General features: G+C 56.8%; 13 protein-coding genes. 12 read left to right on the top strand and 1 reads right to left on the bottom strand.

Annotated elements, in window-relative coordinates:
• Positions 1-65 precede the first annotated feature (65 nt).
• On the bottom strand, positions 66-1,571 hold the full coding sequence (locus ABIT76_13690; protein MEO7934201.1) for an MFS transporter: 1,506 nt from the start codon (positions 1,569-1,571) through the stop codon (positions 66-68).
• A gap of 258 nt (positions 1,572-1,829) precedes the next feature.
• Between ABIT76_13690 and ABIT76_13685 the strand changes: the two genes are divergently transcribed.
• The 12 genes from ABIT76_13685 to ABIT76_13630 all read left to right on the top strand — a co-directional run bounded on the left by ABIT76_13685 (position 1,830) and on the right by ABIT76_13630 (position 21,694).
• On the top strand, positions 1,830-5,525 hold the full coding sequence (locus ABIT76_13685) for a hypothetical protein (GenBank protein ID MEO7934200.1): 3,696 nt from the start codon (positions 1,830-1,832) through the stop codon (positions 5,523-5,525).
• A 263-nt stretch (positions 5,526-5,788) separates the two neighbouring features.
• Positions 5,789-7,210, top strand: coding sequence for a hypothetical protein (locus ABIT76_13680; GenBank protein ID MEO7934199.1), 1,422 nt, complete (start codon positions 5,789-5,791; stop codon positions 7,208-7,210).
• A 3-nt stretch (positions 7,211-7,213) separates the two neighbouring features.
• Complete coding sequence (locus tag ABIT76_13675; GenBank protein ID MEO7934198.1) at positions 7,214-9,181, top strand: hypothetical protein; 1,968 nt, start codon at positions 7,214-7,216, stop codon at positions 9,179-9,181.
• Positions 9,153-10,517 carry an acetylxylan esterase gene (locus tag ABIT76_13670; GenBank protein ID MEO7934197.1) on the top strand — a complete coding sequence of 455 codons (1,365 nt, stop codon included), beginning with the start codon at positions 9,153-9,155 and terminating at the stop codon, positions 10,515-10,517. The genes ABIT76_13675 and ABIT76_13670 overlap by 29 nt, the downstream gene beginning before the upstream one ends.
• Positions 10,518-10,530: 13 nt before the next feature.
• Entirely contained in the window at positions 10,531-12,123 is a 1,593-nt protein-coding gene (locus tag ABIT76_13665; GenBank protein MEO7934196.1) for a GDSL-type esterase/lipase family protein, read from the top strand.
• A gap of 334 nt (positions 12,124-12,457) precedes the next feature.
• On the top strand, positions 12,458-14,131 hold the full coding sequence (locus tag ABIT76_13660; GenBank protein MEO7934195.1) for an autotransporter-associated beta strand repeat-containing protein: 1,674 nt from the start codon (positions 12,458-12,460) through the stop codon (positions 14,129-14,131).
• 58 nt (positions 14,132-14,189) lie between these two features.
• Positions 14,190-15,380, top strand: coding sequence for an autotransporter-associated beta strand repeat-containing protein (locus ABIT76_13655; GenBank protein ID MEO7934194.1), 1,191 nt, complete (start codon positions 14,190-14,192; stop codon positions 15,378-15,380).
• Positions 15,381-15,510: 130 nt separating this feature from the next.
• Positions 15,511-16,401, top strand: a complete 891-nt coding sequence (locus ABIT76_13650; protein ID MEO7934193.1) for a Gfo/Idh/MocA family oxidoreductase — start codon at positions 15,511-15,513, stop codon at positions 16,399-16,401.
• Positions 16,394-17,008, top strand: a complete 615-nt coding sequence (locus tag ABIT76_13645; protein MEO7934192.1) for a prepilin-type N-terminal cleavage/methylation domain-containing protein — start codon at positions 16,394-16,396, stop codon at positions 17,006-17,008. The genes ABIT76_13650 and ABIT76_13645 overlap by 8 nt, the downstream gene beginning before the upstream one ends.
• A gap of 63 nt (positions 17,009-17,071) precedes the next feature.
• A complete protein-coding gene (locus ABIT76_13640) occupies positions 17,072-17,485 on the top strand; it encodes a hypothetical protein (protein ID MEO7934191.1) in 414 nt (137 codons plus the stop codon).
• Positions 17,478-18,419 (top strand): prepilin-type N-terminal cleavage/methylation domain-containing protein, encoded by a 942-nt coding sequence (locus ABIT76_13635; GenBank protein ID MEO7934190.1) that lies wholly within the window; start codon positions 17,478-17,480, stop codon positions 18,417-18,419. The genes ABIT76_13640 and ABIT76_13635 overlap by 8 nt, the downstream gene beginning before the upstream one ends.
• Positions 18,419-21,694, top strand: coding sequence for a hypothetical protein (locus tag ABIT76_13630; protein ID MEO7934189.1), 3,276 nt, complete (start codon positions 18,419-18,421; stop codon positions 21,692-21,694). The genes ABIT76_13635 and ABIT76_13630 overlap by 1 nt, the downstream gene beginning before the upstream one ends.
• Positions 21,695-21,696 lie beyond the last annotated feature (2 nt).

The raw sequence follows: 21,696 nt of genomic DNA, 5'->3' as shown, positions 1-21,696 counted from the left end.
TATCAGTATTGATATAGTGAAAAGGGTGAGTGGTTAAATGGAACAGAGCAAAGATGAAATACCTTCTATCGAGCCACTGGCTGTAGTTGAGGTTCGATCTCCGCCAATAGTCCGGTCCGGTGTCGCCAATTGAAGCAAACTTTCGTGAAAATTGCAGCGGCGAGGAATTGGGCCACTGCAGACCACAAATAGACATAGGTGTAGTCCTTGATCCAATCGAAGAACAGACCGGCAAGTGGAGTGATAAGGAAGCAGAAGACCTGCTGCGAAATGGAGTTGGCCGAGCAAAATTGTCCTATTTTTTCCCTCGGAAAAATTTCGACTGTGGCCACGCTTGCACATATACCGAAAATGAAACTTGCTATCATAATCGCCCCTATGCACAGGAGCAGCGATGTCGCTCCTCGCAAGAAGAAGAAGCTTGCTACGTTGCAAAGCGCCCAAAGGAGGAGCGAGGGACCAAGCACACGCATCGGATTGAGCCGGTCAACCAGAGCACCCAGCGGGTATCCTAATAGAACGATGACAAGGGAAGGCCATGCCTGCATTTTCCCGATGGTATCAAGACTCAGGCCTAAAGTCTCATTCCAATGAAAAATGCGATACATGTTGCTGATGTTTCCGACTTGATAAGCGATGTAACCCGCGAAAAACCACAGATAGTAGCTTTCGCTAAAACAATCGACGAAATAGCCTTTTATCAAAGCTAACGGATTTTTTTTAACGATTGGTTCTGGAGGCGGATATTCACCTTCCTTCACCGTGATCACACTGCCTACGTATGCTATCAGGAATAGACTTGCCAGCACTGCATAAATCAAATGCATATGTTTTTCAGCCAGACCAAATATCCAGTAATTCCAAATGAACGACTGTATGGTGGTAACGATTTTGCCGATGGCGTTAAAACGACCTAGCAATGATTTGGGCACCACGTCCCAAAAGTAATATGTGAATATCGACAGGAGAACCGCGTTGAACATCGAAAATATCATGCTGCACACGCCAATGGCGAGTACGGCTCCACTAATGGAACCGCCACCAAAGCGAGCGGCAACCCATGGGACTCCCATCAGCCATCTCCATCCGTCCGGTGCCCATGGAATAAGGGCGAGGAACAGCGCCGCAGGCGGTGCGGCGGCCAGGAGATACGGACGCCGCCGACCCAAACGCGTACGCGTGCGATCCGACGCGGTGCTGACGACGGGATTTATCCAGATGGTAAATACTGCGCTTAGAGTGCCAAGGTAGAGAGCAATTTCGGTGTTGGTCGCGCCATTATCGCGCATGAGGATGCCGTTGAGCGCGGGTTTCACCGCTTCCATCAGCATCAAAAAGAAATCGTTGAACATCAACCATGCGAACAGAATTACTAAGCCGCCCTTGGTATAGCGAAGCGTACCAACGCACCACAGTGTCTGACCCGTTTGGGGATCCTTAATCACGTCTCCAAGGGGCGCTGCCAGAGATGAAGTCTTTGTTACATTGCGTTGCATAAGCGGGGGGAACAGGCTGCCATCGACAAACTTTTGGGAAAGAGCGCTACCTTTGAGCGCGGACCATTTCCACAAAGAAGCAACTTTCCTCCATTGAGAAAGTATTCGGCAAGCAGATGATAAGCCTGCTGGATTTCGTCCACGCACTTCGAAAGACAGGAATTAGATTGATGATATCCTCGAGATGCGAAAGCGGGGTGAAAGAGGGGCGGCTCATAGGGAAATACACATATATCACGTGTTGCTCGGAAGGCAGCATTTCCAGTCTATACACAATTCATACACTAATTAGGACCTTTCCTTCAGAGACGTTCATCGTATCCGTGATAAACAATGCTGCGCTTCCCCTTTCTTTTGGGCGCTTCCCTACTGTTTGGGATCGCCTGCTCTTTTGCCGAAGGAAAAACCGCATCGGTTTTCACAGAGGAAGAGTTTATCCGTCTTTCTACAGCGGTGGACCCGAAGCTCGCGTTTGCGGCGCATATCTCCGAGGAAGACCTTGAAGTTGCAGTCGATGTCGAACGGTTCGGAACAGACGGCAAGCAGCCCATGGCCGAAGTTGTTGTCGGGGCCGGGAAGAATCTGCGCCAGGACAACTCACAGGCGAACATAGTTTCCCTCGGCAATGTCCTGCGCATGGTGTTTCGTTTTCCACGAGAAGCTTTGCATCTTCCTCCAGACGCCGCTGGATTTCGCATGGCTCTGCGGGTGATCTGGCCTGGGAAAAATCCTTCGACGCCGAGGCTCATCCAACGTTATCGGGACGGCGGACCGGGTGCTGGGTTCGACCCGCTCTCCACGGACGCATCCCATTGGGAATTCTTCGATCTAGCCGGGCATCAGGAAGCAGTGGCGGCGACACAAAATGAAATCGCCATCGAATTTGAGCAACCAGCTGCAGGGCTAATGTCGCTGGTGATCGAAACTCCGGAGGGAAAAAGAGTTCGAAGTCTCGTGAGTGCCCTAAAATTGCCGGTGGGCATGCGTCGCCTGGTCTGGGACGGGCTGGACGATTCCGGCACGCCTGTCCTATCAGGGATCTACCGCTGGAAGGCTATCAGCCACGCAGGCATTCATCCAAAGTATCTCTTTTCATATTACAACGAAGGCAAGCCGCCTTTTGGCTTGGATGATCCGAAAGGCAGCTGGGGCGGCGATCACTCGAACCCCACCGCTGCAGCCGCCTTCGGCGAGGATGTCTATTTAGGATGGCCACTTGCGGAGGCGGGATTCAATATCGTCCGGACGGACCTGCAAGGTGCGAAACAGAGCCATATTCGTATCCCTCCCCACGTTTCGAGCGGGAAGCTGATGCTCGCCGCAGCCGCCGATCGCGTGTTTGCGGCAGTGGAAGGGCGTCCCGGTTACACGCCCTTCGTCCTGCGGCCTGATGGGACGTGGAGTTGCCCGCGTCCATTGAACATTCTCGCCTGGACCAAGGAAGGGAAGTCGCTTTCTTACGGAGGTCCGAAAGGCGAGCGAGAAGTGGCCGTGAACCCTTTCGAGGGTAGCGGCACTGTCCCTTTCTGGGTGCCTCCCGCAGACAACCTGGCCGGATTCGCAGCAATCGGAGAATCGTTGTTTGTTTCGCTAAAAAAGGAAAATCGCATCGTTATCTTGGACGCCCGCACAGCAAAACAGACCCGGGAAATCCAACTGCCGAATCCCGGTTTGCTGGCAGCCGGGCCGGACGGGAATTTAATGGCGTTTTCCGGAGACCGTTTGGGCATGCTGGAAGTGAAGGGCGGAATATTCCATCCGTTGAGCACCCCTGCGGTGGCCGCACCACGCGGGATGACCGTTTCTCCGCGAGGGGAGATTTTGATCAGCGATAATGGCCCTGACCAGGATATCAAGGTTATGTCTGCTCGTGGGGAGTTGCTTCGCACACTGGGTCGCAAGGGCGGGCGGCCATCTCTCGGAAAGTGGCAATCAAATGGTGTCTATCAGCCCTTTGGGATCGCAACGGACAAGGAGGGAAAGCTTTGGGTAACAGAAGATGATCGTACGCCGCGCCGGATCAGTGTCTGGGACGTTGCCTCGGGTCAGCTCGTTAAAGAATTGTTCGGCCCGACGGATTATGGCGCGCCGGGCGGCAGCTTTGATCCCGATGATGCGACGCACTGGATCGGAGCAGGAGTTCTGTGGAGCTTGGATTTTGCGGCGAAGACGGCCCGCCCGCTCTCTACTCTCTATCGTCCGAAATCCGGGGCGGCACTGATTCGCAGGTCCGACGACTACAGGCTCGAATTCGTCCGGGAGGGAGGAAGAACCTTCGTTTTTGGTCAATCGAAACAAATTTCGCTCTTCGAACTGATGGACGATCAGACGCTCAAACCGCTCGCGCTACTTGGACAGCTAACCGGCATGGCGAACTTTTTTCGCTGGACTTTGCCTCGCTCGATTGCGGAGGTGACCGAGGTTAAGGCAGCTCTCGTCGATGCGGCCCGTGAATTGCGGGAAAAGCCTGAGGAGATTTTTCAACCGTCTCCCCGCAATCCCGATTGGATTGAGGTTCCTCAAAAGGTCTTACAAAAAGCCGACATCCATTTTCTTTGGAAAGACATCAATGGTGACGGCCTGCCGGAAAACGAGGAATTTGAGTTTTTGCCAAAAGAGACGCGGTGGGCGTTCGGCTCCTGGGGAAGCGGGCAGTCCGGCCTCTCGATGAAAGTGCTAGTGGAGTCGCCGTCGGGAACGCGGCTGCTTCGGCTTAAGCCGCATGGATTCTTTCCCTCTGGGACGCCGGACTATCGGCTTGCTGAAGCACTGAAGGAATCCGTGGAGGCACCAAGCTTCGCCAACCTTCAAGCTACGGCCACGGATTCGCAGGGACGGCTTCTGATAAACGCCGAGCCGATAACGGCCCTAAACGCCCAAGGTAATCTGGATTGGACGCTCCCGGGCAAATGGGCGGGCGTGCAAGGATCGCACAAAGCCCCCCTGCCGAAATCTGGAGATTTACAAGCGGCGCTGTTTTTTCTTGGTGTGGCGCCTCTTGACAAGGAGGGAGACGTCACCGTGCTGAACGGCAACTACGGACGGGACATGATCCTGACTACGGACGGGATCTATCTCGACGAATTTTTTTCCGACATTCGCATGTCCGTGGAAACGGGTCCTTACCGGACGGAGGGCGAACCTTTCGGAGGTTACTTTGGGCGATCTCGGAAGGACGGAAAATATTACCTGCAGTCCGGCAAGCCAGATTACCGGCTTTTTGAGATGGAAGGACTCGACACACTCCGGCGCAGCCGTGGGGAGATCACCGTCTCGGACGCGCAAGCGACGGCAGCCCGATCCCACGCTCGCAAAGAGGCGGAGATCGCACCGTCACCGAAGACGCTAACGGTGACGGATATTCCTGCTGGGCTAACGCAGGATCCCGACTCATGGGGAGGGGAATGGCAAGCGGAATGGGGAGAACGCGGCGCAGAATATCCTTACGCGCGGGTCAAGCTGGCACGTCAGGGGAAACGGTTGTTGATCGCATGGAAAGTTAAGGATCCTTCGCCGTGGATTAATCGCGGTGCGGATGACAAACAGCTTTTCAAAACCGGCGACGCCGTCGCTTTTGAATTTTCCACCGACGCATCGGCCCCGGTCGGTCGCAAACGCCCGACGCGTGGCGATCGGCGGTTGCTGATCGCTCCCTTCGGAAAGAAAACCATCGCGGTGCTTTACGACTATCAAAATCCCGACGGAAAAGACCCCGTGCTGTTCAGCAGTCCCTGGCGGACGGAAAAGATCGACGCGGTTCGGCAGGTGACGGAGGCAAGCGTCACCGTTACTCAAGGAAAGGGCGAATACACCGTCGTCGCTGACATTCCCGCGAACGCCCTTGGTCTGCCTGGCACTGGGCAGAGCGAAACGCTGGCGGGTGATTTCGGTGTGATCTACGGCGACGCAGCAGGAAGTGTGGATTTGCTGCGCTCCTATTGGTCAAACCATGAGACGGGTCTGGTGAACGACGTTCCTGGCGAGGCGACCATTCAGCCAGCGAATTGGGGAACCCTCATTTTTCCATGAACGCACTACACTTTCTAACAATTTCGGCGACGCTCCTCGCTGCAAACCTCCACGCAGAACGCATTATATTTTCGGGAGTTCTGGGAAACTCTGGCGAGGCAGGCGGAACGCTCGTGAAATTTTCAGAGGTGGCCCCGGTGGGAGCCGGGGTTGGGGTGGACGCGGCCGGTTTCATCTGGGGAACCGGAGGACGCGGCCAAATCAACAAATATGCCGCCGATGGTCGCCTAGTCGGTACCTACCAGACACCGGAGCCGGAGAATTTGCCGAAGGCGATCATTGCTGCCGGGAACCAGATTGTGCTTCTCGCCGATGGCTCGCTCTCGATGCTGTCTGCAGATGCTGCGCCGGGCGCGAGGTTTAAAGGCCTCGGTGTGGCTGCGGACATCCTAAGCAAGAATTCGACAAATGGCCGCGTTGCATTGGGAAGAAACGGCAAATTATTTCTGGTGAATCTCACGGATAAAACCGAGGTCCCTCTGCCTGATGCACCTGCAGCCTCCATTGATCTCGGGCCCGACGGTTCGGTTTATGTCGAAAGTCCTATGCGGATTTCTGCTCGAGCCATGCAACCGCGGGGACGTGTTACGAAGTTTTTGCCGGACGGCAAACCCGATCCCAACTGGCCCAGGGACATCAAGGGCAGAAATCCAGTCCGGATAGGGGATTTCTTTTTTAGTTTTGACCCCAACGGCACCATCAACCGGCTAAATGCCTTGTTGGAGGCCGATCCCGGACCGGTTATGGGCGGAATGACAGGAACCTTTTTTGGACGGCTCAAAGTGGATCCAGACCTCGGATTGGGTATTGGGCTGGCTCGGCTTCACAACGAGACTTATGCTATCAGCGGAGAAAAGGGGGCAATCCTACTAGCCTCTTGGGACGAAAGCCGGGGCGACCTGACCATCGGCCGCCGCTTGGGCGCGCTGCCGACCTGCGCAGGTCTGAACATTAGCGCGAATGGCACTGTGCTCGCGGCCGGGGGCGTCTGGAAACCGGATGCGCCACCCGATGCACCCTTGCAATTCGGGCTTACGTTGGACGCCACCGGCTTCAAGCAGCCTTGCGAACGCGCCGATGGCAATTTCGTCGTTCCTGTCTTGGGCGGAGGGAGGGCAGGCTTCGCGGTTTATGATTTCAAAACCGAACCGAGATTCTGGGATGTCGCCACGGATCCCTTTTCCCGCGACGCGGTCGGAGCCGTCGAAGTTTTGGTCGAGCGCACGAAGGCAATAGTCGTGATCGAGCCAGACGGAACCGGACGTGCTTATCAACTGCGCGCCGACGGAAAGTTGCTCAAAAATCTCGGGGAACTTTCCTTCCGAACTTCCATTCCAATCCGGCGGCTGACGGCCATTTCAAAAGCCGGAAACGGAAAATTCTTTGCCTCTTGCGACGGTCGCGTGGTTGAACTCGAATTACAGGGGCGAGAATTCGTGGAAACCGCCCGATGGGATGCATTGGCTTCCTCCGAGCCAATCTACTTGAGCGCCGATGGCTCCGCGCTCTGGGTGTGTGACCCATCGGGGAATCGCGTACTTTGCTACGACATCGAAACCCGCCGCCCGCTCGCCGTTTACGAATTCGATCTCGACGGGCCAACCATAATCGCGGCCCGCAACGGCAGTGCCGTCGTTTACGACCACGGCCATCAGCGAATTCTTCGCCTTCAACTCCAAAAATAAACCATGAACACACCCACGAAATCCTCCGATCCTTTCCTTATCCACCGCTGCAAGCAGACCCAGGAACTGGCAGCGATATGGATCCCGCGCTGGTTCGATGCGGACGGCGAATGGACGCTCACGGAAGAAAGGCCCGCCACCCTCACGCGCACGATCTTACAGCTTTGCTTCGGACTCCTGGCGGGAGAGCCGCCGAGCGTCGAACTTGCAAACCGCATTCTGGAAAAGCTGGAGTTCCGCCTGCATGTCCGGCCGCGCAGCGAGATGGAAATCACGTCCCCCTTCGATATTTTTGTCACGAATCACACTACCCAGATGCTCGTCTTGCACGGCGCGAAGCTGACGGAAGCCGTGCGCGGGAAGCTGGAAGGCTGGGCACGGGCGGGCCTGGAGGATTTTCCTGGCAACCGGCAGGCGGATTATCAATTTCACGGTTTCAACGACAACATGCCGGCCAAGGCCTCGCTCGGCATGATCCTCGGCGGCGAGTATTTTGGTGACGCGGGGGCGGTAGAACACGGTCTCTGGAATCTTCATCAACTCGGCGACCTCCTAAGCCGCCGAGGCCTGATGAGCGAATATACCAGTCCGGTTTACACGCCCTTAACTCTGGTGAATCTCACGGAGATCGTCCAGCATGCCCGCCATCCTGAGGCACGCGACCTCGCCGCCCGCTGCGTGGAACGAATCTGGGCGGACGTTCTCGGCCATTTTCATTGGCCGACGGGACTGATGGGCGGCCCTTATTCGCGGACGTATCAGCAGGATCGGACAGCCCACCTCAGCGGAATGAATTTTTTTCTCTGGTTGGCGCTGGGCGACGCCGTCATTCCGAATCCCTTGGAGGAATTGGGCCGCGATCCTATCCGATTGCTCCATCAGCACAACGAGCGGCCGGTCGCGCTCGGCTCGCTCTGCTGGTCCGCTTCTGCCCAGGCGGAGGCTCCCGCCCATCTCGTTGAGTGGAGCCGAAACCGGAAATATCCGTTCCATCTGCAAGCCACGGCCGAGCGTGGTTGCGGTTTGCCAAATTACCGCTCGTGTGAGCCAGTACTGACGCACTATCAGGAAGAAGATTTCGCGCTGGGTTCCGCTCTGGGCGAAAGCTGGACGGACGGTTTTTTCCTTCAATACCGGCGGACTGCTCCGGCGCGCGGCCCAGAGGATGTGCGCACCGCCTACGTGAGCTACTTCACCGATGACGATGTGCCCACCGACGAGCATGCCCAGCCCAACCACCTGAGAATGACTGTCGCGCAGGATGGACGCACCGCGCTGTTGCTCGCCCGGCCCAAGCCCCAGCTCGCGGAGCGCGAAGTGACCCGGCTCCGGCTGGCGTTGGTGCTGCCGAGCCATTTCGGGCGCCCCGAGCAGGTCGAGATACGGGACGGACACGTCTTTGTACGCGACGGCCGGGTTTACTTGGGGTTACGGGCTCTGAATATTTCGAACTGGGGGGGGCCGGACTCCCTCCGAATCGAGGAGGTTCCTGGTTACACGCAGGTCTCGCTGTTCAACTACGAGGGAGCACCGCGCCGTTTCACGAAAGACGAACTGGCACGCACCCTCAACGGCTTTGCACTGACGATCGGCTTGCCCGCCGAGGAAAGCTTTGCCGCTTTTCAGGAACGGATTTTGGCTGCGAAATATGTCGATTACTGGCATTTCGGCGTCCGGAACACTCGTTACGCTGTCGGCGACACGCGCTTGGAGATTAGCTATTCGCCAGAGGACGATTCGCTCCGCTACGCAACGGTCAACGGCCGTTCCTACCCGCGTCCCATTTGGGAGGCCGATGGTTTGCCAGCCGAACAGCTTCCTTTTCTCGATGGATCCTGGACGCCAAACGAACTAACGATTCCCTATCGGCATTTAAGAGTGATCTGGCGTCCGGATGCGCCTTGGATGATTGCATCGGACGGGCGGGGTGAATCAGCTTCGAGTGGTCCTGGCTGGAGGAAAGATGAATAGTCTTTGGTTGATCGCGATGACCGTCAATCTCTTCGGCCCTTATCAGGCGGCGCCCTCTCCACCGCGCTCGCGGGACGTGGTTTTTTTCGCTCCAGAGAGCGACACCTTCCTCTTTCCCGGGCCGCCTTCCCCTCGCATCATCTGCCGCACGTTTCAACGCGCGCTCAGCCTGGAATGGAGCGTGTCGCGGAACCGTGTGGACATACCTTTTCTTTCCGGCTCGGCGAAGATTCGTTTCGACAACAGCTTCGAGATCACGATTCCCGGGGATAAACTCGAACCTGGTTTCTTCGATTTGCGGGTTGCGGTCAAACTTAACGAGCATGAGACGCTGCCGGCGGCGACCACATTTGGGTGGCGTGAGACGGAGACCAAAGTCCATCCGCTTCTGCCCGCAGATTTTCTGGCATTCTGGAGCGCCGCTCGCAAGCATCTCGAAGCGATCCCGCCCGACCCGCAAGTAACGTTCGAGCGCGTGTTACGAGGCGATGAACTTGGCAGGTATAACGTCACGTCGGCCCGCATGCCGGAGAACTACGATCCGGAAGGCGAGCGAGTGAGCGAGGTGGAGGTTTACAAAGTCCGCTTTGCATCATACGGCGGCAAAACAATCGAAGGCTGGTTCGCAAAACCTCCCGGGCCCGGACCGTTCCCGACTTTGCTCGTGTTGCCCGGCGCGGGCAACGTCGCACGTGCAATACCAATCGAACACGCGAGACACGGATTCGCGGCCTTGGACGTCCAGATTCATGGTTTTCCGGTCGATGCGACCGAATACCCTCCTGTTCCCGACGACATGGGGGCGAAACATCCAGAGGAAAAAGCTCACTTTGGCCTTTATTTGCACGCTCTCCAGGCGGCGAGAGCCCTGAAGCTATTGCCAGCAGTGGATCGAAGCAGGCTTGCGGTCCTTGGAGGAAGTCAGGGAGGGCGTTTGACTCTGATTGTGGCAGCCTTTGATTCGGATTTTCGAGCTGCCATTCCCGCCATCACCCATTTTGCCTATCTCCCTTGGTTGCGGGACACGGATCGACTCAACGCGGCGAAATTGCCGGGTGACGGTCCTTTTGTCGGCAACGCCGATCCATCGCCGAGCTTGCGCATTGAAGGCTATTTCGATGTGCTCAACTTCGCTCCGCTTGTTCGTTGCCCGGTTCTGATGAACGCAGGCTTGATCGACCGTGTTTCCCCGCCGACCGGCATCTACGCCGTTTACCGGGCGCTTGGTGGGGAGAAGCAGATTATCCCGCTGCCGAACACCGCTCACGACTGGTCCCCGGCTTTCGACCGTTACGCATGGCGATGGCTCGAGGCAACACTAAATCCCCGCAAATAAACTCTTATAGAATATGAAAACAACCCCCTTCCGTGCCGTCGCCTTTTTGCTAGTTGTTCTGGCTCCACGTCTTTTTGCGGAATCCGCGCTGAAGGCCAATGACCGCGTCGTTTTTATCGGAGACAGCATCACCGCTCAGGGTGCGAAGGCGGCAAAAGGCTGGGCGCCCTTAATCCGGGAAACGCTCGGGAAGACAGGAAAGAAGTGTGATTTTATCTCACTCGGCGGTGGCGGGCAGACGCTGGAATCCTGGCAAAACGTAGAACTCAAGAGTCGCACGGAGCCGTTAATTCTGGATGTTCCGAATGTAGATGTGAAAGAGACTCTGGACCGGGGGGCGGAAGTGATCGTCGTCATGCTGGGCATGAATAACGTGCTGTCACCGCGCCTCACCGAAAAACCGGAAGCACTCGATAAATGGGCCGAGAATTACCGAAATTTCATCCGCGACTTGCGGGCGCGGGCGCATCCGAGAGTTTTCGCCATTGCCACGCCGACCCTTTGCACCGAAAACGAAAATTCGACCAAGAACCGGGTAATGCGGTTGTTGATCGAACGAATTCAGGCCATCGCGAAGTCGGAGAATTGTTTGGTTCTGCCAACACACGAAGCCATGAACCGAATGCTGAACGAAGGCCGGCGGCGCGACCCGGAATTTTCCGTGACGGTCGACCTCGTCCATCCCAATCAGGCTGGACATGTTTCCATCGCCGCTGGAATGCTGGAAGGACTCGGGGAAAGCAAGGCGGCGCAACTGCTGCTGGCCGAGTGGATTCCGAAATTCTGGAACGACAAGCAGGAAACGCTCTCTTGGTGGGTCGAAGAGCAGGCCGCCTCTGGCTCGGGTGAGACCGCGACTTTCCGAATCTCCTATGAACATCAAATTCCCGGCGGCAGCAGTGCCGGGGCCTCCTTGGAGCCGCCCGACGGCTGGAAGATCGTCACCGCAGAGAAATCCGCGGCCACTGGCTTTTTCGTTGTGGAAGGAACTCCCGACCGCCTGACGAACCGGTTTGCACTTAAGGCGGGGTCCCTCTCGCGCACGGTGAGCATCCCGGCACCCTGGATCGTGGGCGTCGGCAATGCGGGAGGAAACGGCTGGAAGGGAATCGAATTCAATCCCAAGGGGGGAGCTCTGCCGGTGGATGACGCCTTCTCGCGCGGCGAAGGATTCGGCGCCCTCCAAGAGGTTATCCCTGGCCATCCGATTCTCTGGAAGCGGTATTTTGCCGCCACGGGTTACGCTGGCGGCCCTGCCGAGGGGGCGTTGGATATCTCGGCGGTCTCATTCTTCCAGACGAACGATGTTTGTTACGGCGCGCGCTGGATTTACAGCGACCGTCAACGTTCGGTCTCGTTGCGCGTGGTATCGCTGGGGATTTCCGGAAAAAATCATCTCACCGCCTGGATGAACGGACACGAAATTAGCTCCGGCATGATCGCAGTAGCGCCTGTCATGGTGAAAACAGAGCTTGAGAAAGGATGGAACCGCCTTGTTTTCAAAAGCAATCACAGGCAATGGCGCTGGCAATTCGCCTTGGATATCGTCCCTCAACAAGGCGACGTTCTCGAGGATTTGCGCATTCGCATCCACCCTCCCGAATAGCGAAGCCGGCGCTTGTCACCAAGCGTCGCCGCCTCGAAGCCGTGCCTGTTTCCACAGAAGTGTATGAGTTCTGTATACATGGTTATCTCTTGTTGACGATGCAAAGTCAAATGAGGCTGAGTTTGTGAAAATTCTCCCTCCATTCATTCGCGTCTCGGCTGCCGTTGCAGCGGTTCTGGGCATTGTAAATTCCGCGCAGGCTGTTGACGCCACGTGGACCGGTTTAAGCTCGCCAAGCAACAATGCTTGGAGCACTACAACAAACTGGTCCACCTCACCCGTGCCTACATCGGCACAAACAGCGACCTTTGATAACGCGGGGAATGGTAACACTGTGATTGCCACTGGAAACATTCTCATTCTTGGCATTGTTTTCAATACTGGCGCAGCAGCCTATACACTCGGCACCGCGCCGGGAACCGGATCAATCACTTTCAACAGCAGCGGCACTCCAAGTCCAAATATAACGATCAATTCTGGCGTGACGAATAATCAAACGATCAACGCCAATTTGTTAAACGGTGGTAATACTAGTTTCGTCAACAACAGCACCACCGCCACTCTGAGTATTGCAGGAAACGTCGCTTTGACGGCCGCCGTGGGTGCCAGTCGCACCGAGACCGTCAGAGGTGCCGGAAACACATTGATTTCAGGCTCTGTGTCAAACGGCACAAACGTCAGCGGTTTTACCCTTTCGCTCATCAAATCGGAAACCGGCACCCTCACCCTTTCCAACAACAACAGCTACACTGGAATAACGACCATCAACGGGGGCGTGTTAGAAGCAGCCGTTCTGGCCAGCGGCAGTAGCAACAGCAGTATTGGCGCTTCCTCCAACGCGGCTGCCAGTCTTGTTTTCGGTGCGCCCGCAGCCACTTTACGTTACACCGGGAGTTCCAATGTAACCATCGACCGGGGATTTACCCTCAGCAGTGGCGCGGGTGGCGGTGCAACGATTGAGTCATCCGGCACTGGAACACTCTCCATCGATAATACCGTGGCTTTGGCCTACGGCACCAGTTCAGGGAGTGCGGGCACCCAAACCCGACTCCTCACCTTAGGTGGCACGTACGTGGGCGCGAACACGTTTTCGAAAGTAATCGCCAACAATAGTGGCACCAGCAATCTCACCAGTGTCACCAAGGCCGGTGTAGGCACCTGGGTGCTTTCCGGGGCGAATACATTTACCGGCGCGACCACGATCGGCACGTCAGCGGCCGGAGCCCCTCTCATTACCAGTGCGACCGCGAATGGCGGCACGCTGGACTCCACTTCCAATAACGCATTGGGCAGCACTTCTTCAATTACGGTCAATAACGGCGGCACTCTGCTCCTGACCGGTGCTACAACTACAGGAGGAACGCCTGGCGGCATCTCCAATCGGGTCAACAACTCGGCGGGAGTCTCGCTGGGCACTGGTGGCGCGACTACTGGAAGCATCGGAGGCACCATCGCCATCTCTGGAGCCAGTCCTGTCCTGGAAGGAACGGCTATTTCCAAGAGCGGAGTCACCACCACAAACAGTGCTTATGCAACTGCTTCTGCAACCAGCGTCGCGGGCTTTGGCGCGTTGACCTTAACCAGCAACTCCACGCTGGACTTCGGCAGCAGCACCATCGGCACCATGGTCTTTACCAATTTCATCGATCCGAGCAACGCCTTCAAGCTGAACATCATCGGCTACACCAACACCACCACGAACGGCACTACGATCAGCGGCGTGGATGGGACCGATGATCGCCTGGTATTCAATTCCGATATGTCGTCATTCATTGCCGCTGGTGACTTCACCTTCAATGGCTCGGCCGTTGGAGTTAGCCAGATTGCTTTGGATTCCGGCTTCTACGAAGTGACAATGACGGCGGTGCCCGAGCCTGCTACTTGGGCAGGCGGTATTCTTCTACTCGCAGCGACGGTTTGGACGCAGCGGCGACCGATTCGCGGATTATGTGGTGCTCTCCGCTATTCCAGAGGTTGGACGCCGACCTTTGGTGTCAAAAGTGTATGAGATCTGTATACACGGTTATCACTTGCCCCCATAGCAAGAAAAAGCGAGAATTGGATTTATGAAAATCCCCCCTCCATTCATTCGGGTTTTGGCAGCCGTCGTAGTGGTTCTGTGCATTGTAAATTCCGCAGAGGCTGTTGACGCCACGTGGACAGGGTTAGGCGCGCCGAGCAACGCTTGGGGCACTACAACAAACTGGTCCACCTCACCCGTGCCTACATCGACAAATACAGCGACCTTTGACAACGCAGGGAATGGTAACACTCTGATCAACACTGGAAACCTTGTCCTTCTTGGCATTGTTTTCAATACCTCAAACGCAGCAGCCTATACACTCGGCACCGCGCCGGGAACCGGATCAATCACTTTCAACAGCAGCGGCACTCCAAGTCCAAATATAACGATCAATTCCGGCGTGACGAATAATCAAACGATCAACGCCAATTTGTTAAACGGTGGTAATACTAATTTCGTCAACAACAGTACCACCGCCAACCTGAGTATCGCAGGAAACGTTGCTTTGACGGCCGCCGTGGCTGCAAGCCGCACCATCAACGTCAAAGGTGCCGGAAACACTTCGATTTCGGGTGCTGTGTCAAATGGCGCAAGCAATATTAATTTTATCCTTTCGCTCGCCAAATCGGAAGCCGGCGCTCTTACCCTTTCCAACAACAACAGTTACACGGGCACAACAACGGTCAGTGGGGGAACCCTGCTGATAAACGGCGATCAAAGCCTTGCCACGGGTAATGTGTCCGTCGCCTTAGGCGCGAAACTTGGCGGCACGGGGATTATCGGCGGCGCAACGACGGTGAACGACGGCGGTATTCTTTCCCCCGGCACAAGCCCCGGCACACTCACCTTCGCTTCCAGCCTCACTCTCGCGGGTGGAGCCGGCACGGCGGGAGCCACGGCGATCTTTGAGGGTGGCGACCTGGTGCAAGCGAATACTACGTTGACGCTGAACAATGATTGGAACCTCACCTTGGCGAGCGGATTTCAGGACGGTGGAACCATGACGTTGTTCACCTTCACGACAGCGGGAGCAACGCTTGATCTAACGCCGGACTTCGACTACTCAGGGCTGGGATTTACGCCCACTGTCACTCCCACCTTGTCGCTGGTGGGCAATTCGATCGTGCTTAACGGCATTTCTGCCATTCCTGAGCCTTCGACTTGGGCGATCTTGATTTTAGGAATGGTTATGATGTGGGTTTTCCGCCGAAGGTTGCAACGGGGAGCGCGTTAGAAAGGCGTCTCCCGTGATTTCCTCTCCCCAGAGACAAAAATCTTCCCTCGTGTCAGCCCGGAAGCTGCGCATCGGGGTATACGGTGCTAACGGGCACCCGTTAACGAGGTTCTTCAAAGAAAACCCCGTCGTGGAAATCGGAGCGGCAGCGCTTATCGAGATTCCGCAGGAAGCCCGGGGCGTCGTGAGTGCTAAGTCTCTGGGTGAGCTTCTCGCGGATGATTCGCTGGATTTGATCTCATTGTGCTCCCCCCGGCGTGCGGATCAGGCGGAGGACGCGATCCGCTGTCTGGCGGCTGGAAAGCATGTTTACGCTGAGAAGCCGTGCGCATTGAACGAGCGGGATCTTGATCGCATCCTGGAAACTGCGTCCCGATTTGATAGATCGTTTCGCGAAACGGCGGGCACGGCTTTCGCCCAGCCTTGGCGGGCCATGCGGGATGCCATTGCCGCCGGGAAAATCGGCGGAGTGGCCCAAGTCTTTGCGCAAAAATCCTATCCGTATCATGCGAACCGGCCTGACGATGAGGACATCGATGGGGGATTAACCCTTCAGGCAGGTATTCATGCGGTGCGCATGATCGAGCAGGTGTCGGGCCTCCGGTTAAAGACTTTAAGTGCCCGCGAGATCCAACTCGCAGGCTTCAGCCGGGGCGGCCTGCGGATGGCTGCGGAACTTTCCGGCACTCTGGAAAACGGTGCCCTTGCCTGTGCACTAGTGAACTACCTGAATCCCCGCGGCACGGGAGTCTGGGGGAATGATCACCTGCGAATCTTCGGCACGAAAGGTATGATTGAGTCCGTCGATGGCGGAACCTCGGCGCGCCTTTTCGCCGGAGTGGATCTCGGGATGGTAGTAGCGCAAGCCACACCTTCGCTGGACTATTTTCTCATCTACGCCAGAAGCCTGCTGGGGGCTGCGGAGATGCTACTGCCTCTGGAAGAAGAAATGCATTCTTTGCGGATGCTCCTGCGGGCAAAGCAGGCCCTAATCGCACGTCCGGGGGGTGCTCATGACTGATTCGAAATCCAATCCCCGGTGCGGGTTTTCCCTCGTTGAACTTCTGGCTGTGATGGCTGTGATCTCCATTCTGGGTTCCCTGACTGTGGCGGGCCTAGGCAGCTTTCCAGCTCGAAATGTTTCGAAGGCCGTCAGCGTCCTCAACAGTGTCGCTGTCCTCGCGCGCCAGGAAGCCATGAGTAAGGGAACGCCTGTCGCTCTGATCGTCCTTACTGGCACCGCACATGATGTCGAGTCATTGGGTCAGGCGGTGCTGCTGGTCTCTTTGACCCGGCAAGCGGGAAGCGCGGTACAACTTAAGGCCGTGACGCCTTGGATGCGCCTGCCAGTGGACGCTCTGATGGAGCCTTATAAGAGGGATGGCGACGCGACTTTCTATATCGCCGGCACCGGCAGCCTGCCCGCCGGTGCTTTGCCCGCGAAGCTGAACGGCGGCTATGTCGATGCCGGCTATTCATATATCGTTTTTCAGCCAGACGCCGCTGTGGACGCTGCGGGAATCGGCCCGGCCCTGACCTTCCAGCGTCGTCATCCTGCAAACTCGCGAATAGACTACACGATGCTGGTTCAGGAAAACTCGGGAAGAACGAAAGTGATTTCTGAATAGCCGCCGCGTCCGAGTGGCATGACCATGAGAAACCATCAACGACCTTGGCCGACATTCCGCGGCATGCCCGCAGGTTTCACCTTGATAGAGGTCGTGATGTCGATCGGCCTGTTTTCATTCTGCATCGTGAGCATCATCTTTCTTTTCGGGGTGGGGCTGGATTCCTCTCGCGAGTCGCAGCGGGACGCTGCTTTCGGCGCAATCCTTCGCGAAATGGATGTCGAACTGAGATCCAAGTCCGTATCCCTCACAGCATCCAACGATCTAACATTGTTTTTCAATGCAGTCGGCAGCACAGTCGCGAACACTTCACCGGAAGCCGCTTTCCGTGCAGTCTCGCACCGGGTTGCAGCGAACAAGGCTGGCGTTACTAACACGAACAGGCTCTCGATATGGAAGGTAGAGATTTCCTATCCGGCTCCTTCCTATCCCTCGACCTCACGGCCCTACCTGATCGGCAATGCCCTTTATGAATAGTCGTCGATTGCGTCCGCCACAGGAAAACGAAGGCTTCACTCTCATCGAAGTGCTGGTTGCCTCCACGATCTTCTTGTTGCTGGCCGTCCTTCTTGCCTCGGTCGTGGAAGGCGTCGGACGGGTTTCGTCCCAAGCCTCCACGCGCCTTGAGGTGGAGCGTATCAGCCGGGAGGCGTTCGATCTCATCGGAAGAGACATCGCGATTGCGTCCCTGCCCTGGTCGAGGAGCGCGACCAACAGCTTGCAGTTCATTTCAAATCCGGACGGGCTGGCAGGAGAGCTTTGCCAACCCCATTCAATCTTCTGGCAAGCTCCGCTGGCGCACGGCGGTGCGGCCACGAACGGCAATCTGGCGATTGTGGGATATTGCGTGCTGAGCGACTTGCAAGCCAACGGCTCTCAATCCCGCTTTCAACTCCGGCGCGTCTTCATTTCCCCGGAAGTGGCGGGTGCTTCTAGCAATTACCTCATCTACGACAAGCCGAATGAGTGGATTACGCCGACCATCGTGCGCGAGTTCGCCCCGCAAAGCGCGCAGACAGACAAGGACGACGCCTACAAGGGATGGATTGCCGATGGCGTGCTGGCGATGTGGGTGCGGTGCTTGGATCGCACTGGGAACCCCATCGTCCTCAATGCGGCTGGAAGCACTGCGGGCTATCATTTCGATTCGCGCGCCGGATACCGGTCGGACGGCATCAATCGCTACCCGTCCGGCTATCTCACACTGCCTCCGTTTGTCGAGATCGCGCTGGTCTGCGTGGCTCCCACCGACGTGCTGCGCATTGTGAGTCTGCCACCGACTGGCGCGACTTCCCCATCGAGCTTTGAGCTAGAGACCAATGCTTTTGCAGACGCGGTGCGGCAGGCCAATCCCGGGGTCAAAAGCCTTCGGGTCTTCACTCGGAAGTTCCGCATTTACGGAGGATATTGATGCACCCAAACAGGCATTATAACGCCAGCGCCCTTATCGTCGTTCTGGCCGTCATCGTCCTGATCACCGTGCTTGCCGTGACGCTGCTGACTGTAGCGAAATCTGAACGGATGTCGTCTTCTCTGAATTTGGCCCGCAACCAAGCCGGGCTATTCGCGGATTTTGGCGCCGATATCGCGCTCGAACGCATTCGCGAAGGCACGGAAGCAGGCTTGCAGCCAAGGCATGCCTGGGCGTCGGAGCCGGGACGAGTTCACCTTTTCACGATGGATGCGAGCGGGCAAATCACCCAATCTGCCGTCGATCTCTTTTCCGGTCTGCCAGGAGCGGACGATCCTATAACGAAAAATCTTCGCAATGTGGATCTCAACGAACCTTCTTTCTCCGGTTCTTACCCCATCGCGGCATCGGGCAATATGAAAGTGGGCTGGATTGAACTGACGGCTGACCCCGACGTGCCACCGGCCAGGAACAATCCTTTGGTGGGGCGAATCGCATTCTGGGCGGATGACGAGAGTTGCAAGGTGAATATCAATACGGCGGACGGCAGCAAAAAGGAGGACCGGACGCAAAGTTTCGGCTTTGGCACGCCTTCTGAAATTAGTCTTGCGGGCCTGCCCGGCTCGAGTCAGACGATCGCCGCGGCCATCGCGAAATATGCCACAGAAAAGGGGTTTAACTCCACTGCGGAAGTGGGCCGCGCCGACAGCGTGCCGCCGGGTTTTTTCGAGGAGAATAAATTTAACATCACCAATTACAGCCGCAGCCCGGATTTGAATATCTTCGGAGAACCTCGGATTCAGCTCTTCCCAGGCATTCGCACCGCAGCGGGTGAGACACGAAACATGATGCTCGGTTATTACGCTCCGCAGGGAAGTCCGGACGCTTATTGGACCGATACAGCAATCATCGCCGCTTCTGCACCGATAACTCACGTCTACCCCACAAGCACCCAACTGCCGCCTAGTACGGTCACAGGCTCCTCGGCATCCCTCGGTCAGTATTTCGTGGAGTTTCGCAAGCCGAATGCTACCCAGTCCTTCTCGTCCACCAGCCGAAATTTCCCCACAGCGATGCGGGCCGCCGCATATCTCGCGGGCCAGAATTCCCAGAATCAGGCGGTCATCTGGCCACGCTTCAGCGGTGCAGCGGGGGGTTTTTCCGCAAAGTATACCGCTCGCCAGATCGACAGCATCACCCTCCAGATTCACGATATCGTCGCATCCTGCTGGATGGCGGATCAGGGCAGGAATTATACTTTGCCGTCGATCATGCCGCTCGGTTTTCGCAGTTCACAGCTTGTCAGCGGGATAGGCAGATCGCCCTTGTTCAACGAGGTATACATGGAGGTATCGGGCACGCCCAGCAGCGTCTCGGGCACGCCGATCGTTAGCGCGCAGTTTCGCGTCAATGTAGAGATGTTGTTTCCTCGCTACTACGAAGGGGCACCCCTCCAATCTCCCTACGGCACCGACCCTTCTCTCTGGAATGTCGGCAACACGTCATCCCCCCATACCCTTAACTCCCAAGACCGTCCCACGGTAACCTCGTCGCTCACCACGGCCGATGCCGCGCTTGGAGGCAGATGGGGAGACAATTTACTGAGAATTCAGGATGGCTCCTCGGCCACAGCCGGTTTCGATCTCGTGGGAAATCCAGGAGGGATTCCATCCGGCGTCGCCGATCCGGATCAGGCAAAAGCGGCGGCCTATCATCCTTACCGTCTGAATGCGGCTACCACAAAATATGACGGGTCCCTGCTCGGACAGACCGGCGTGCGCCCGGCCCTGACGATGACGAGCATGGCTCAGACGACGCAGAGCTGGTATCCTGGATCGTATCACGCAATTGCAAATATCAATCGCTCATTTCTCTATCCGTCCAAACCCGGTTTATCGTCAATGAAAGCGGTAGGAGGCTTCGCCCTGTGGTCCCATAACGAATCAAGCGGGACGTGGCGACAAATCGATTTTGCGCCGCTCGAAAGTCTTCGAGGTCCTACCTATACTGCAGAATCAGCCACGCTGATTTCTGCCTCCATCCTCGGGGCAGTGCTCCCGGTGGATTTCAGCGTCACTTCGCCGGGCATCGGCGGTTATCTGCTGCGGGTGAGAGACCCGCTCGTGAACAAGAATCCCGGCGATTGGGAAGCCGTTCCCAATCCCTCTTCCTCCGAGATAACGATGTTGGCGAACGTGACCACCAGTTCCTACGACCGGCGTGGCACTGGCGCGGTGGACGCGAATTTTCCTCCCGGGAGTATCGCCGCACCGCAATCCTTTGATGGCGACAACCCCGGTTACAAACCAAGTGCAGGAGGCGACCCACTGTCGCTTTGGCTTCCGAGGCAGGATATCCAAATGCCCAAGCTCGCCCGTTTTCCATCGGTCGGGGCCTTGAATTCCGTTCGGACCGGCATTCTACCCGATTCGGGCAACGCGGGCACCCCGTGGCGTTCCCTTTCCTTCACACCCACTTCTGGTTCGGGCCAGGCGACAGCGCTGGGACGCTATCCGGACTGGGCCATGCTCGACCTCTTTACCGTACCCTTTCTTCCACAGCGTCCGGCGGTGGCTGGGAGCGGAGCGCTGCCCCAGATCCGTATGCTGACCGGCGGAGGATCTACCGAGGGGCGCATTAATATCAACAATCCGCGAGTTCCTTATCCCTTTGGAGAATCCGTGCCTGGTGTTTCTCAGACTCCCCCCCAACGCACGGCCCCACTCGAAGCGCTCTTTTTCGGAATCAAGGCATCCACGCAATACGATACGTCCGGCGAATCGATCCAGAAAACCGTCAATGAAAAAGCACTGGCGGCCGGAGTACAGAATTATCTGGCCTCGAATGGTTCTATGATGATAGCGGGCGAAATTTCGAACATCCCAGAAATCGCCGCTTACACCTATGCCGGGGTCGATACGAACGCTCGCTCACGAAACGATGTCGTGCGTCAGATCGTCGGCGGACTGACGACACAGAGCAATGTTTTCTCGGTTTGGGTGGTGGCACAGACCATCAGGAAATCGCCGAAGAATTCCGATTACGGCCATTTCCAAGCGGCCGATTCGGTGACAGGCGAAATCCGACGCCGCTATGTGATCGAGCGTTACATCGAAACCGGAAAGGACGGCGTACCAGGCAACTCGGTCAATCCCGGTCCCGATGGCATCGTGAACACCGAAGACGATCCAATAGACGCCGACTACCATCCGGCGATGACCTACCCCCTCCCATATCGCTGGAGGATCGTGCAAGTGGAGGATGTCCCTTTATGATG

The organism is Chthoniobacterales bacterium, from assembly GCA_039930045.1.
Lineage (GTDB): Bacteria > Verrucomicrobiota > Verrucomicrobiia > Chthoniobacterales > DASVRZ01 > DASVRZ01.
The sequence above is the reverse complement of the archived record's forward strand: the minus strand, read 5'-3'. Positions and strand labels throughout refer to the sequence as shown.